The sequence below is a fragment of the Pseudomonas sp. RSB 5.4 genome (genome assembly GCF_037126175.1).
Lineage (GTDB): Bacteria > Pseudomonadota > Gammaproteobacteria > Pseudomonadales > Pseudomonadaceae > Aquipseudomonas > Aquipseudomonas fluorescens_H.
In genome coordinates this window covers 1,772,904-1,785,218 of record NZ_CP146986.1, presented here as the reverse complement: position 1 = coordinate 1,785,218, position 12,315 = coordinate 1,772,904, and the positions used below count along the sequence as shown (strand labels likewise).

Annotated in this window: 16 protein-coding genes; 7 read left to right on the top strand and 9 right to left on the bottom strand. The window is 59.1% G+C overall.

What is annotated here, in order from left to right:
- The first annotated feature begins 26 nt into the window (after positions 1-26).
- Entirely contained in the window at positions 27-485 is a 459-nt protein-coding gene (locus V9L13_RS07920) for a GyrI-like domain-containing protein (protein WP_338802101.1), read from the top strand.
- Here V9L13_RS07920 and ada read toward each other — a convergent pair.
- The 5 genes from ada to V9L13_RS07895 all read right to left on the bottom strand — a co-directional run bounded on the left by ada (position 482) and on the right by V9L13_RS07895 (position 3,613).
- Positions 482-1,549, bottom strand: a complete 1,068-nt coding sequence (gene ada, locus V9L13_RS07915; RefSeq protein ID WP_338802100.1) for a bifunctional DNA-binding transcriptional regulator/O6-methylguanine-DNA methyltransferase Ada — start codon at positions 1,547-1,549, stop codon at positions 482-484. The two genes, V9L13_RS07920 and ada, sit on opposite strands and share 4 nt — an antisense overlap.
- An 87-nt stretch (positions 1,550-1,636) precedes the next feature.
- The gene (alkB, locus tag V9L13_RS07910; protein WP_338802845.1) at positions 1,637-2,302 is read right to left on the bottom strand and encodes a DNA oxidative demethylase AlkB; all 666 of its coding nucleotides are present in this window, start codon (positions 2,300-2,302) and stop codon (positions 1,637-1,639) included.
- Positions 2,303-2,307: 5 nt separating this feature from the next.
- Positions 2,308-3,018, bottom strand: a complete 711-nt coding sequence (locus V9L13_RS07905; protein WP_338802099.1) for a 2OG-Fe(II) oxygenase — start codon at positions 3,016-3,018, stop codon at positions 2,308-2,310.
- A 93-nt stretch (positions 3,019-3,111) separates the two neighbouring features.
- A complete protein-coding gene (locus V9L13_RS07900) occupies positions 3,112-3,282 on the bottom strand; it encodes a hypothetical protein (RefSeq protein ID WP_003225397.1) in 171 nt (56 codons plus the stop codon).
- Positions 3,283-3,310: 28 nt separating this feature from the next.
- A complete protein-coding gene (locus V9L13_RS07895; RefSeq protein ID WP_003225394.1) occupies positions 3,311-3,613 on the bottom strand; it encodes a DUF1883 domain-containing protein in 303 nt (100 codons plus the stop codon).
- A gap of 212 nt (positions 3,614-3,825) precedes the next feature.
- On the opposite strand from V9L13_RS07895, the gene V9L13_RS07890 reads away from it, so the two are divergent.
- Together V9L13_RS07890 and V9L13_RS07885 are read left to right on the top strand one after the other, a co-directional pair.
- Positions 3,826-4,182 (top strand): hypothetical protein, encoded by a 357-nt coding sequence (locus V9L13_RS07890; RefSeq protein WP_262141107.1) that lies wholly within the window; start codon positions 3,826-3,828, stop codon positions 4,180-4,182.
- A 72-nt stretch (positions 4,183-4,254) separates the two neighbouring features.
- The gene (locus V9L13_RS07885; RefSeq protein WP_003225391.1) at positions 4,255-4,485 is read left to right on the top strand and encodes a hypothetical protein; all 231 of its coding nucleotides are present in this window, start codon (positions 4,255-4,257) and stop codon (positions 4,483-4,485) included.
- Positions 4,486-4,488: 3 nt separating this feature from the next.
- Here V9L13_RS07885 and V9L13_RS07880 read toward each other — a convergent pair whose 3' ends face one another.
- Positions 4,489-4,776, bottom strand: a complete 288-nt coding sequence (locus tag V9L13_RS07880; RefSeq protein WP_003225390.1) for a hypothetical protein — start codon at positions 4,774-4,776, stop codon at positions 4,489-4,491.
- 151 nt (positions 4,777-4,927) lie between these two features.
- Positions 4,928-5,113, bottom strand: a complete 186-nt coding sequence (locus tag V9L13_RS07875; RefSeq protein WP_003225388.1) for a hypothetical protein — start codon at positions 5,111-5,113, stop codon at positions 4,928-4,930.
- A gap of 258 nt (positions 5,114-5,371) precedes the next feature.
- On the opposite strand from V9L13_RS07875, the gene galU reads away from it, so the two are divergent.
- Positions 5,372-6,211 carry a UTP--glucose-1-phosphate uridylyltransferase GalU gene (galU, locus tag V9L13_RS07870; protein WP_007912230.1) on the top strand — a complete coding sequence of 280 codons (840 nt, stop codon included), beginning with the start codon at positions 5,372-5,374 and terminating at the stop codon, positions 6,209-6,211.
- A gap of 345 nt (positions 6,212-6,556) precedes the next feature.
- On the opposite strand, the gene V9L13_RS07865 is transcribed toward galU, so the two are convergent.
- Together V9L13_RS07865 and V9L13_RS07860 are read right to left on the bottom strand one after the other, a co-directional pair.
- Positions 6,557-8,305, bottom strand: coding sequence for a phosphoethanolamine transferase CptA (locus V9L13_RS07865; RefSeq protein WP_003225386.1), 1,749 nt, complete (start codon positions 8,303-8,305; stop codon positions 6,557-6,559).
- A gap of 200 nt (positions 8,306-8,505) precedes the next feature.
- On the bottom strand, positions 8,506-8,688 hold the full coding sequence (locus V9L13_RS07860) for a DUF6026 family protein (protein WP_003225385.1): 183 nt from the start codon (positions 8,686-8,688) through the stop codon (positions 8,506-8,508).
- A 275-nt stretch (positions 8,689-8,963) separates the two neighbouring features.
- Between V9L13_RS07860 and gnd the strand changes: the two genes are divergently transcribed.
- Genes gnd through V9L13_RS07845 form a run of 3 tightly spaced genes read left to right on the top strand, consistent with a single transcriptional unit; the run spans position 8,964 to position 12,282 of the window.
- A complete protein-coding gene (gnd, locus tag V9L13_RS07855) occupies positions 8,964-9,944 on the top strand; it encodes a phosphogluconate dehydrogenase (NAD(+)-dependent, decarboxylating) (RefSeq protein ID WP_338802097.1) in 981 nt (326 codons plus the stop codon).
- Positions 9,941-11,464: a glucose-6-phosphate dehydrogenase gene (gene zwf / locus V9L13_RS07850; RefSeq protein WP_338802095.1), complete on the top strand. Its 1,524-nt coding sequence runs from the start codon at positions 9,941-9,943 to the stop codon at positions 11,462-11,464. The genes gnd and zwf overlap by 4 nt, the downstream gene beginning before the upstream one ends.
- A complete protein-coding gene (locus V9L13_RS07845; RefSeq protein ID WP_338802094.1) occupies positions 11,461-12,282 on the top strand; it encodes an HAD family hydrolase in 822 nt (273 codons plus the stop codon). Before zwf ends, V9L13_RS07845 begins: the two co-directional genes overlap by 4 nt.
- The last annotated feature ends 33 nt before the right edge of the window (positions 12,283-12,315 follow it).

The following is a 12,315-nucleotide window of genomic DNA, read 5'->3' as shown; positions in this document are numbered from 1 at the left end:
TTTCTATTCAGGGAGCGGTAATTTCGATGGACTTGAAACGACAGCAAATCGACGCCTTCACCGTTGCCGGCCTGCGCGTTCGCACCACCAACGCCACAGAGCACCAAGCCGAAACCGCGAAAATCGGCCCGATGTGGGGCCGGTTTTTCGGCGAGGAGTTGGCCGAATCCATTCCCGGCAAGTCAGCCAATTCGCCAATTTATGGCGTGTATTCGGCTTACGAGTCGGATGCTTCGGGTGCGTTTGACGTTACCGCTGGCGTTGCCGTGAATGCTTCAATCAAAGACTTCGAGTCCGTGCGGATCGAAGCGGGCGAGTATCTGGTATTCGAAGCGCAGGGGCCGTTGCCTGACGCGGTCATCTCGACCTGGGGAAAGATCTGGAAGTTCTTTGAGGAGAATCCGCAGATTAAGCGCCGTTACGCCACCGACTTCGAGGCCTATATCGGCCCCGAGTCCGTTGCGGTCTACATCGGCGTGCGCTAAGGCTGCGTTTCGCGCTCCAGCAGTTGGCGCTTGCGCTCTACGCCCCAGCGATACCCCGAGAGATTGCCATCGCTGCGCACCACGCGGTGGCAGGGGATTGCTACGGCCAGACGGTTGGCGCCACACGCCTGCGCCACGGCGCGCATCGAGGTCGGCGCACCAATGCGTTGAGCGATCTCGGCGTAACTGGCGGTGCGGCCCGCCGGGATTTCCTGCAGTGCCTGCCACACCCGTTCCTGAAACGCCGTACCCCGTACGTCCAGTGGCAAATCGAGGCCCAGCGCTGGCGCCTCGATGAAACCCACCACTTTGGCGATCAACTGTTCGAAGCCGGCATCGGCGCCAATCAGGTTGGCCTGACGGAACTGATCCTGCAGGTCGCAGACCAGTTGATGTGGATCATCGCCCAAGAGAATCGCGCACACGCCGCGTTCGCTTTGCGCCACCAGAATCGCCCCGAGTGAGCATTGCCCGACAGCAAAATGAATGTCGTTGTTGCGTCCGGCAGCGCGGTAGTCGCCGGGTTTCATGCCCAGTACCTTGTCGGCAGACTCATAAAAGCGGCTGTTGGAATTGAAACCAGCGTCGTACAGCGCATCCGTCACTGAGCCGCCGTCTGCGAGCCGTTCACGCACCCGGCGCGAACGGTGCGCCGCTGCGTAGCCTTTGGGCGTCAGGCCGGTAGCAGCCTTGAACACGCGATGAAAATGGAACGGGCTGAGGCCGGCGACTTCGGCGAGTTCATTGAGCGCGGGCACAGTTTCACTCGACTCGATCTGCCGACAGGCCATCGCCACGGTCGCGGCGTGCTGGCTGGCGACCTCAGTCTGATCCTTGCTCGTGCGCTTGCTCGGGCGGTAACCCGCCGCCTCGGCGGCTTCGGCGTTGTCGAAGAATTCGACATTCTGCGGTTTGGGCAATCGCGACAGGCTGCTCGGGCGGCAATAGATGCCGGTAGTCTTCACCGCGTAGACAAACTGCCCGTCGGCCCGTGGGTCCCGCGCAACGACGGCAGCCCAGCGTGGATCGGTTTCAACGTTGATGATTGGCGAAAGCTTTTTCATGGCGAGTAGTCCGTTGACCTGTTTGATTCAGGTTAACCAGCGGCGATGTTCGTAACACTCCGGGCCTTGCGGTCAAATTTTTCAGGATCATCCAGCAACACGGAAAGTCAGGTTGATCCGCCGTTCGCCCAGACGCGGATGCTGGCCGGGCTTGATCGGCAGCACCCCGTGAAAACGCAGGCGATCAACGCCGCCCCAGATCACCATGTCGCCGTGCAGCAGAGGAATACGCTGGCTCTTGTCGCTGCGGGCAAAACCACCGAACAGGAACATGGCCGGTAAGCCCAGGGACAGCGAGACGATCGGCGCGGCGTAGGCATTTTCGTCTTTGTCCTGATGCAAAGACATCTTCGCGCCGGGGACATATTGGTTGATCAGGCAGGAGTCTGGATGAAAGTCGGCAAATCCAGCGCGCTGTGCTGCTTTGCGCGCCAGTTCTGACAACACTTCTGGCATCGCCGGCCAAGGCTGGCCACTCAGCGGGTCGACGGTGCTGTAGCGATAACCGCTACGGTCGGTGATCCAGCCCAGGGTTCCGCAACTGCTGGTGCCCACCGACATGCTGAAACTGCCCGGGGTCATCATGTGGCGCAACGGTGCTACGGCGAGAATGGCTTCCAGCACTGGCAACAGTTGATCGATCACCGGCAGGGCGAAGCCGCGCAACACCCATGATTGTTCGCCGATCTGCTCGGCGCGGGGTTGTTGCTCGGGTTCGTGGTTGGCGAACAGGTCGAAGGTGGTCGGTTGCATGGTGTTCATGATGCGTCGTGAAAGATGATGCCCAGAGTATGCCGATTTCCGCTGTGCAGGCGACTGACGCCGTGACGCATGGTCACTCGATAATCGCCGCGTGTGCCGCTGACCGGGCGCTGGTTGACCGCGAATATAACCGCGTCACCCTTGTGCAGATCCACGACGTGCGGGCGCGACTGCATGCGCGGGCGTTGCTCGGTCAGGACGAACTCGCCGCCGGTAAAGTCTTGCCCCGGCGCTGACAGAAGAATCGCCACCTGCAGAGGGAAAACCAGTTCTCCATACAGATCCTGATGCAGGCAGTTGTAGTCCTGCGGGCCGTATTGCAACAGCAGTGGCGTCGGTCGCAACTGGCCGGCGGCGTGGCATTGCTGCAAAAACTCGGCATGGGTTGCGGGAAATCGGACGGGCAAATTCATGCGTTCGTACCAGCGATTAGCCAACGGCATCAGGCGCGGGTATAGCGCGTTGCGCAGACGTTCGAGGGTGGTCGGAAGGGGGTATCGAAAGTATTTGTACTCCCCGCGACCGAAACCGTGGCGGGCCATGATGACCTGCGAGCGAAACGGTTCGGTCTGTGAATACAGGGCGCTCAAGCGCTCACAGGCTGGCGCCGACAGCAGCGAACGGATGATGGCGTAGCCGTATTGATCCAGTTGCTGCTCCAGGCTGGGCCAATCGAGCGCATCCAGCCGTGACGGGGACATTGACATGCTGACTCCTGAACACTTGGTCTAGGCTGTCAGTCTGGGCAAGTCCCTGCGGCAGAACACCCCGCCGCTTGCGATTGAATTCGACGGACTGCGTTACAGGGCTTTGCTGACGGCGATATCGCTGATCACGTCATCGGTCTGGCCGTGGATGGCATCCAGTGCAGCCTTGGCTTCTTCCACGGTGCCGTGCTCCAGTTGCGCGAACTCGAAGCGGCGATCACCGTTGAGCTTGTATTTGATGACGTATTTGGTCGTTTGGGCCACGGTCGTACTTACCTTGTGTCAGGGCGACTCAGCTGAGTTTTGTGCTGGAGCGGCGGATGATCTTGATCGAGTGGGTCAGGTTCGGTTTGCGCGTGACGCTGATGGCGCGACGGCTGACGGTGTCGATGGTGATGTTCCAGAAGCCGGTGCTCGGCGCGGTGATGCGCGCAGGAAACTTGTCGAAAGCGCCGCCGTGGTAGGTGTGGCGTCCGCCATTCTTGAACGCGCGGAAGTTGGCGTCGTTCATCAAACGGATGTTGCAGGTTTGCGAGCATTGGATGACGACAATGTCGTCTTCGTTGAGGTGCTCGCGCTGGTGAATGAATTTCATGGGCGCCTCCAGAAGGGCTTTTTCTACTAAATCAAAACGATAGCATGTGCGATTGGCGCAGTTTATCAGCCCGAACGGGTTATTATCCCGCCGTCGAGCGCTGCTTTGACAATTAAAAACAGTTATTCGCGATTCGATGCGGGTTTAATGGAGTAAGCCTCGGAGAAAAATGGCATTACTGCTGTCCGAGGGTCTTTATGGGAGGTATTTGTATGAAGTGGGGTGTGGTGTGTCTGCCGTTGATGTTGGTCATGGGTGGTTGCGCGAGTGTTTCCGAGATCAATGAAACCTTGCCGACCATGAGCGTGATTTCCGGCAAGAAACCCCATGAGTATGCTCAGTGCCTTGCGGACAAGCTGGCCAGCAGCCGTGGCGCGCTGCAGATGCAGCCGCACAAGGATGGCGTGCGAGTGATTGTCCCCGGGAAATTTTCCACTGGCGCGGCAGCGGTGTTTGACATCGACGACCGCTCCGGCGGCAGCAGCATCAAGCTGCATGAGCGCATGTCCAATGTGCCGATTCGCCCTCGTGACGTGCAAAACGCCGCCAATGCCTGTATTTCCGGCTGATAGAATAGCGGCCATCAGCACCGATGCCGTCACAGTCATGCTGTGACGGCATTTTCATTTCTGGAGTCGCGCATGAAGCGAGAGCAAGTACGGGAACGGCATGCAGAGGGCCTTATCTCTGCCACGCATGTCATTCAAAATCCGGCGAATCCGGGTGAGTGGATCGTTTTTTTCAAGAAGAGCGCCGGTCGCAGCTATTTCCTGGTGGACGATAACGACGAAGTCGAATCCTTTGCCCGGCTCGACGACTTGATCGAGATCGTGCGTGGGCTCGGGATCAAATTCGCCGAGATTCACATGTAGGGTCTATTTGCAGACCACCACCACGCTACGGTTTTTGTAGTTGCCGACATCGACCCCCAAAGTCTTGTCGCTTTCTTTGGGGGCCGGCGTGCCATCGGTCCCGACAATGCGATAACCGGTGCCGGCACAGGAGGCATCGGCCTTCTCATAGCAGGTGGCCCAGGAGTTGGCCTCGCCCGAGCAATCGATGGTCAGGCCCTGTTCGCCGTTGTTCAGGTAAGTGGTTTGCGAGGTGGCACAGCCACCCAGGGCCAATACCGCGATCAGCGGCAGCAATCTGTTCATGTTCATAAGTGTGTCGTCTTCAGCGAGGGAGGGGCTAAACGCTCTGACAGCGCCAGCATGAAAAGGTTATAGCGATTGGCCACTTGTTTTCATCGGGCTGCGAGCGGCCACAAAAAAGCCCTGCACAAGGGCAGGGCTCGGGACGTGTCGCAACCGATCAGTCCTGATCTTTGCCACGGCGTTTGGACGACGCCGGGGTGTCGGTGAACACCGACGCCACATCCGTCGCCAACTGCTCGCTGTCGAAAGGCCCGGCGATGTGTTCGCCATTGGTAGTGGTCAGCGTCCACTTGCCGTCTTTCTTGTCGATCACATACCCGTTGATGATTTTTACCGCGGCCATCTATCTGTCTCGTTCGCTGGTTCAAAGGCGCCATGATACCGACAAATCCTCACATTGGGGGATGATGAGCGTATGGTGATGCAGCGCATTTGCGTGTTTGAGCTACTCTGTTTTCGCGGGTCGAAGACGCCAACGGAACTATCGGAGAGAATATTTCTCTATGTTGGCATCGGTTAGCCAGTGCGGGGCATTGTAAGGTGCACGCCGCCTGATTAGACTGCGCCGAAACTCGTACACACAGCCCTTTCAAGGACTTATATGATCAAGAAATGCTTGTTCCCAGCAGCCGGTTACGGTACTCGCTTCCTGCCAGCGACTAAAGCCATGCCCAAAGAAATGCTGCCGGTGGTAAACAAGCCACTGATCCAGTACGGCGTTGAAGAAGCTCTGGATGCTGGCCTGACTGAAATCTCGATCGTGACCGGTCGTGGCAAGCGTGCTCTGGAAGACCACTTCGACATCAGCTATGAGCTGGAAAACCAGATCAAAGGCACCGACAAGGAGAAATACCTGGTCGGCATCCGCAAGCTGCTCGACGAGTGCTCGTTCTCCTACACCCGTCAGACCGAAATGAAAGGTCTGGGCCACGCGATCCTCACCGGTCGCCCGCTGATCGGTGACGAGCCGTTCGCCGTGGTGCTGGCGGACGACCTGTGCGTCAACCTCGAAGGCGACGGCGTACTGACCCAGATGGTCAAGCTGTACAAGCAGTTCCGCTGCTCGATCATCGCGATTCAGGAAGTCGATCCACAGGAAACCAGCAAATACGGCGTGATCGCCGGCGAGATGATCCGCGACGACATCTACCGCGTACACAGCATGGTCGAGAAGCCAAAGCCGGAAGACGCTCCGTCGAACCTGGCGATCATCGGTCGTTACATCCTGACCCCGGACATCTTCGATCTGATCGAACAGACCGAGCCAGGCAAGGGTGGCGAAATCCAGATCACCGACGCCCTGATGAAGCAGGCCCAGAACGGCTGCGTAATGGCTTACAAGTTCAAGGGCAAGCGTTTTGACTGCGGTGGCGCCGAAGGCTACATCGAAGCCACCAACTTCTGCTTCGAGAACTTCTACAAGACCGGCAAGGCTTACTGATAGCGCCGGATCTGCATCGCGACGGGTGTGAAAGCAGCCAAGTGAATGTACCCACAAACGCCCCGACTAGTTCGGGGCGTTTGTTTTTGTGCTGGAAAACCCCTTGAGTCCAGCAGTGCGGTTCACTGGTGCCCTCTGAGCGCGCTGGCTGCTTTTTCTAGGGGAAGGCACCTTCGACGCATGCTGGCTGTGCCGATTCCTTTCAGACGGCACAGCAGAGTGCCGCACAAGCGATAAACCTGTCCGCCCCGGAAACGAAAAAAAGCTCCGTATCTTGCGATACGGAGCTTTTTCTTTATACGTTGCGCCGATTGCGATCTCTCGAAACCGGCGCCTTCCAGGCAGTTACTGCTGCACGACATTCGCAGCGGCAGGCTCGACCTTTTTCGGCTTCATCAGGCTGAAGTCGATCAGCGCGCGCTGCTCACGCTCGTACGGGTTGCCGATCATCAGCGGACGTGGCTTGAAGCTATCGCTGACCAGGCTCTTGGTGCGGTCCAGTTCATCGAAACTCAAGCCGGCCATGTCTGCCCAAGTGTGGATCAGGTGCGAGCTGCTGTAAGGCCGCCCCAGGTCCGCGGCGAAGTTCCAGTTATGGTTCTCGCGCCATTTCGGCGAAGCCCAGGCCATGAACGGAATGGTGTACATCGGCGCCGTCGGTTTGTTCTCGTTACGGCCCAGGGTGTTGTGGCCGGCCGAGTCGAATACGTCTTCACCGTGGTCGGAGAGGTACAGCAGGAAACCGTTCGGATCGGACTTGGCGTAGTCCTTGATCAGGCTCGACACCACGAAATCGTTGTACAGCACGGCGTTGTCATAACTGTTGTAGGTTGGCACCTGGTCATCACGCACGCCGGCCGGCACGCCGGTACGGTCCTGGAACTTGTCGAAAGTCGGCGGATAGCGGTACTGGTAGCTCATGTGAGTGCCGAGCAGATGCACGACGATCAGCTTGCGTTGAGCCGGATCAGTCAGCGCCTTGTTGAACGGCTCGATCACGTCACCGTCGTACTGCGCGGCGTTCTGATTACGGTTGTTGTTCAGGTACACCTGCTCGTCGGCCTGTTCGGAGAAGGTTGTGAGCATGGTGTTGCGCTTGGTCATGGTCTGCTGGTTGGTGATCCAGAACGTCTTGTAGCCGGCCTGCTTCATCATGCTGACCAGCGAAGGCGTCGACAGGTACAGATCCGGGTTTTCTTCGTCGGCGAAGGTCAGGACCTGTTGCAATGCTTCAATGGTGTAAGGGCGCGGAGTGATGACGTTGTCGAACACCGCGAGCTGATCCTTGAGCTTGTCCAGCTCCGGCGTGGTCTTGCGCGGATAGCCGTACAGGCTCATGCGCTGACGGTTGGTCGATTCGCCGATCACCAGCACCAGGGTCGAAGGTTTATCGGCGTCTGCAACCTTGAGGTTATGCAGCGGCGGGACCTTGCTGGTGCTGTGCAGCATCTCTTCCATACCGGCAAGCGTATCGAGGTAGCGGTGGTAAGCCACCGCCATTTGCCAAGGCACGGCTGGCTCGATGCGATCTTCGAACTTCTCGAAACCGCCGGCGAAACTGCCGGTGCGCTGGGTTTGTTTAATCAGCGGGTAGCCGACTACGGCGAAGACGATCGCGATCGCGGCCACGAATGCGCGGCCACGGGGCATGTAAACCGGGCGCAGGCGCGTCCACAGGAAGTAGGCGAAAGCGGTATGGGCGAGGAACGCAGGGATCATCCACCATGCGAAGTACTGGGTCATGTACTCGCCTGCCTCAGACACGTTCGACTCGAACATGATGAAGATGACGCTTTGCGAAAATTCCTGCTGATAGATAAAGAAGTAACCCAGGCTGGCCATGGAGCAGGCCCACAGGACCACGCCGATCAACGCGGCGAGCAGTTTGGTGCGCTTGGGGAACGCCAGCATCGGGGCGAGCCAGAGCGCACTCATCACGAAGGCCTGACGGAAACCGCTGAAACCGGAGGTGCCGGTCAGCTGGATCAGCAGTTGGGTGATTCCCGAGAAATACCAGAAGAACGCGAACAGCCAGAGAACACCGGCCCAGTCGAAACCTGTCGCAGTCGTTTTGCTGCGTTTGAACAATGCCATTCAGCACTCCAGCTCATCGTCACTAACCACCGTCGGAGCGCTACATCAAAACCGACGAACGGAAGCCGCGCGCAAACGCACGGCCAGAATGGGCCGGAGTATCACCAAGGCAGTGTGAAAACTTTGTTAGTTGCTGATCAGGGGCAGGGGAGCATCATGTCGGGAACGACAGGCGCCGTTCCCAAAGCTGGCGGGGCAGGTCAGGCGTGCGGATTGCGCTGGACAACCGGCAGAGGTTTGGGCTGGGCGCCCTGAGTCAGCGAGCGCAGCTGCGCCAGCTCCTGCTTCAACTGGTCGCGCTCGTCTTTCAACTGGCGCAATTCATCACGACGGATCGTGACGTACAGGGTTTGTGGAGGCATTGCTGTATGTACTGTGCCCATTGCTCACCTCGCAAATGGCGTGTCTCAACTGCAAATCGTCCCCGCGTCGGGGCTACTGACTTGCTATCGGCGCCAATTTTGAATTCTTTTGCCCGTGAATGGAACTTTTTTATTTTTCATGGTCGGTGTGTCTTCGGCAGGATTCGGGGCGTTATCAGTCTGAATCGGGCACAATGCCCGGAAACTTCCCACCCGACGCTCTGGACTAACCTCCATGGATCACGTTGGGCTATAACCTTTGACACACATTTATTCGCAGTAAGGAGCATCAGCACATGCAACTCGGGATTATTGGACTGGGCCGCATGGGCGGCAATATTGCGCGACGTCTGATGCTCAACGGTCATACCACCGTTGTTTACGACCGCAATACCGCTTTCATCGATAACCTGGTCGCCGAGGGCTCCACCGGCGTTGCCGACCTGTCCGCTCTGGTGGCAGGCCTGGCCAAGCCACGCGCCGTGTGGGTCATGCTGCCGGCCGGCGCACCGACCGAAGACACCATCAACACCCTGAGCGATTTGCTGGAAGCCGGTGACACCATCATCGACGGCGGCAACACTAACTATAAGGATGACATCCGCCGGGCCAAGACTCTGTCCGAGAAAGGCCTGCACTACATCGACGTCGGCACCTCCGGCGGCGTCTGGGGCCTGGAGCGCGGCTATTGCATGATGATCGGCGGCGATGCCGAGACCGTGCAGCGCCTTGACCCGCTGTTTGCTGCTCTGGCGCCGGGCATGGGTGACATTCCGCGCACCAAGGACCGCAAGTCCGATGATCACCGTGCCGAGCACGGCTACATTCACGCCGGTCCTGCCGGTGCCGGGCACTTCGTCAAGATGATCCACAACGGCATCGAGTACGGCATGATGGCCGCGTTTGCCGAAGGCTTCGACATCCTCAAGACCAAATCCAGCGAGCGTCTGCCGGAAGACCAGCGTTTTGACCTGAATGTTGCCGACATCGCCGAAGTCTGGCGTCGTGGCAGCGTGGTTTCGTCCTGGCTGCTGGACCTCACCGCCGACGCGCTGGCCAGCGATCCGAAGCTCGACGGCTTCTCCGGTTCGGTGGCTGACAGCGGCGAAGGCCAATGGACCATCGAGGCGGCCATGGAACAGGCAGTGCCGGTGCCGGTGCTGTCGAACTCGTTGTTCTCGCGCTACCGCTCCCGCGGTCAGGGCACCTTTGGCGACAAGATCCTTTCGGCCCAGCGCTTCGGCTTCGGCGGCCATGTGGAGACACCGAAAAAATGACCCATACGATCCGCAGGAAATCCAAGGCAGAACCCGCTCCACCGACCACGCTGTTTCTGTTCGGTGCCCACGGTGACCTGGTCAAGCGCTTGCTGATGCCGGCGCTGTACAACCTGAGTCGCGACGGCCTGCTGAATGATGGCCTGCGGATCGTCGGCGTTGACCACAACGCCATTAGCGATGAAGCCTTCGCGCAAAAACTCGAAGACTTCATCCGTACCGAAGTGGCGGCGAAGGTCGGCAAGGGCGATCAGATGCTTGATCCGGCCTTGTGGGCCAAGCTCGCCAAAGGTATCAGCTACGTCCAGGGTGACTTCCTGGACGACAGCACCTATTCAGCGCTGGCGGCAAAAATTGCCGATAGCGGCACTGGCAATGCGGTGTTCTACCTGGCCACCGCGCCACGTTTTTTCAGTGAAGTGGTGCGCCGTCTCGGCGCGGCCAAACTGCTTGAAGAGACCCCCGAGGCGTTCAGAAGGGTGGTAATCGAGAAGCCGTTCGGCTCCGATCTGCAAACCGCCGAAGCCTTGAACGCCTGCCTGCTCAAGGTCATGTCCGAGAAACAGATCTATCGGATCGACCATTACCTGGGCAAGGAAACCGTGCAGAACATTCTGGTCAGCCGGTTCTCCAACAGCCTGTTCGAGGCGTTCTGGAACAACCATTACATCGACCACGTGCAGATCACCGCCGCGGAAACTGTCGGTGTTGAAACCCGTGGCAGTTTTTACGAGCACACCGGCGCGTTGCGGGACATGGTGCCCAATCACCTGTTCCAGTTGCTGGCGATGGTCGCCATGGAACCACCGGCCGCGTTCGGCGCTGACGCCGTGCGTGGCGAGAAGGCCAAAGTGGTCGGCGCGATCCGCCCATGGTCGGTCGAGGAGGCGCGAGCCAATTCGGTACGCGGTCAATACAGCGCCGGTGAAGTCGATGGCAAAGCGTTGAACGGTTACCGTCAGGAGCCGAACGTTTCGCCCGACAGCAGCACCGAAACCTACGTCGCGCTGAAAGTCATGATCGACAATTGGCGCTGGGTCGGTGTGCCGTTCTATTTGCGCACCGGCAAGCGCATGAGCGTACGCGACACCGAGATCGTCATCTGCTTCAAACCGGCGCCGTACGCGCAGTTCCGTGACACCGAGGTCGACGAGCTGCAGCCGACTTATCTGCGTATCCAGATCCAGCCCAATGAGGGCATGTGGCTCGACCTGCTGGCCAAACGGCCGGGGCCGGCGTTGAACATGGCCAACATCGAGCTGGGGTTCGCGTACAAGGACTTTTTCGAGATGCAGCCGTCCACTGGCTATGAAACGCTGATCTATGACTGCCTGACCGGCGATCAGACGCTGTTCCAGCGTGCCGACAACATCGAGAACGGCTGGCGTGCGGTGCAACCGTTCCTCGACGCCTGGCAGCAGGACTCCAGCGTGCAGAGCTACGCTGCCGGTGAAGATGGCCCACAAGCCGCCAATGATCTGCTGACTCGCGATGGTCGCGTCTGGCATGGTCTGGGATGAGTAACGCAACGCAACACTCCATCCGTTTTCTGCTCAGTGACATGGACGGCACACTGTTGCAGCCCGATCACAGCCTGAGCCAGCGCACTATCGACGCAGTTCGCTCGTTGCGCGAGGCGGGCGTGTTCTTCAGTCTTGCGACCGGGCGTCCACCCAAAGCCATGTTGCAGCAGATCGAAGCCTTGGGTATCGACGTGCCGACAGCGGCGTTCAACGGCGGCACCATCGTCAAGCCTGACGGCACGCTGCTGGCTGCGCACTATCTGCCGGTACCGGTGGCGCTGACGGCTTTGGCGACGTTCATCGATCAGCCAGGTGTTGAAATCTGGGTGTTCAGTGGCGGTGACTGGCTGCTCAAGGACCCCAACGGGCCAATGGTGCCGCGCGAACAGCACGGTCTTGGCTATCCGCCGGTGGTGGTGGAGAGTTTCGAACCTTATCTGGAGCGCATCGACAAGATCGTCGCCACCAGTAACAACACGGATCTGCTGATTGAACTGGAAGCCCGTTTGTTGACCAAGGTTGAGGGACAGGCGCAGGTTTCACGTTCGCAACCGGTGTATCTGGACGTCACGGCACTGGAGGCTAACAAGGGTACCGCGCTGTCGACGATTGCCGAGTACCTGAACGTGCCGCTGGAGCACACCGCCGCGATTGGCGATGGCGGTAATGACCCGGCGATGTTCCATCGTGCCGGGTTCTCGATCGCCATGGGGCAGGCGGAAGAAGCAGTGCGACGGCAGGCCGATGCAGTGACCGCGCCAAACACCGACGATGGCGTGGCGCAGGCGATCGAGAAGTACATCCTCGGTCGCTGATTCACCCGGAAACAAACTGTGGGAGCGGGCTTG

What these genes read in the sequence shown, in the direction of transcription:
- V9L13_RS07920 (WP_338802101.1), top strand. Translation starts at nt 27, where the DNA reads ATGGACTTGAAACGACAGCAAATCGACGCCTTCACCGTTGCCGGCCTG.
- ada (WP_338802100.1), bottom strand. Translation starts at nt 1,549, where the DNA reads ATGAAAAAGCTTTCGCCAATCATCAACGTTGAAACCGATCCACGCTGG.
- alkB (WP_338802845.1), bottom strand. Translation starts at nt 2,302, where the DNA reads ATGCAACCGACCACCTTCGACCTGTTCGCCAACCACGAACCCGAGCAA.
- V9L13_RS07905 (WP_338802099.1), bottom strand. Translation starts at nt 3,018, where the DNA reads ATGTCAATGTCCCCGTCACGGCTGGATGCGCTCGATTGGCCCAGCCTG.
- V9L13_RS07895 (WP_003225394.1), bottom strand. Translation starts at nt 3,613, where the DNA reads ATGAAATTCATTCACCAGCGCGAGCACCTCAACGAAGACGACATTGTC.
- V9L13_RS07890 (WP_262141107.1), top strand. Translation starts at nt 3,826, where the DNA reads ATGAAGTGGGGTGTGGTGTGTCTGCCGTTGATGTTGGTCATGGGTGGT.
- V9L13_RS07885 (WP_003225391.1), top strand. Translation starts at nt 4,255, where the DNA reads ATGAAGCGAGAGCAAGTACGGGAACGGCATGCAGAGGGCCTTATCTCT.
- V9L13_RS07880 (WP_003225390.1), bottom strand. Translation starts at nt 4,776, where the DNA reads ATGAACATGAACAGATTGCTGCCGCTGATCGCGGTATTGGCCCTGGGT.
- V9L13_RS07875 (WP_003225388.1), bottom strand. Translation starts at nt 5,113, where the DNA reads ATGGCCGCGGTAAAAATCATCAACGGGTATGTGATCGACAAGAAAGAC.
- galU (WP_007912230.1), top strand. Translation starts at nt 5,372, where the DNA reads ATGATCAAGAAATGCTTGTTCCCAGCAGCCGGTTACGGTACTCGCTTC.
- V9L13_RS07865 (WP_003225386.1), bottom strand. Translation starts at nt 8,305, where the DNA reads ATGGCATTGTTCAAACGCAGCAAAACGACTGCGACAGGTTTCGACTGG.
- V9L13_RS07860 (WP_003225385.1), bottom strand. Translation starts at nt 8,688, where the DNA reads ATGGGCACAGTACATACAGCAATGCCTCCACAAACCCTGTACGTCACG.
- gnd (WP_338802097.1), top strand. Translation starts at nt 8,964, where the DNA reads ATGCAACTCGGGATTATTGGACTGGGCCGCATGGGCGGCAATATTGCG.
- zwf (WP_338802095.1), top strand. Translation starts at nt 9,941, where the DNA reads ATGACCCATACGATCCGCAGGAAATCCAAGGCAGAACCCGCTCCACCG.
- V9L13_RS07845 (WP_338802094.1), top strand. Translation starts at nt 11,461, where the DNA reads ATGAGTAACGCAACGCAACACTCCATCCGTTTTCTGCTCAGTGACATG.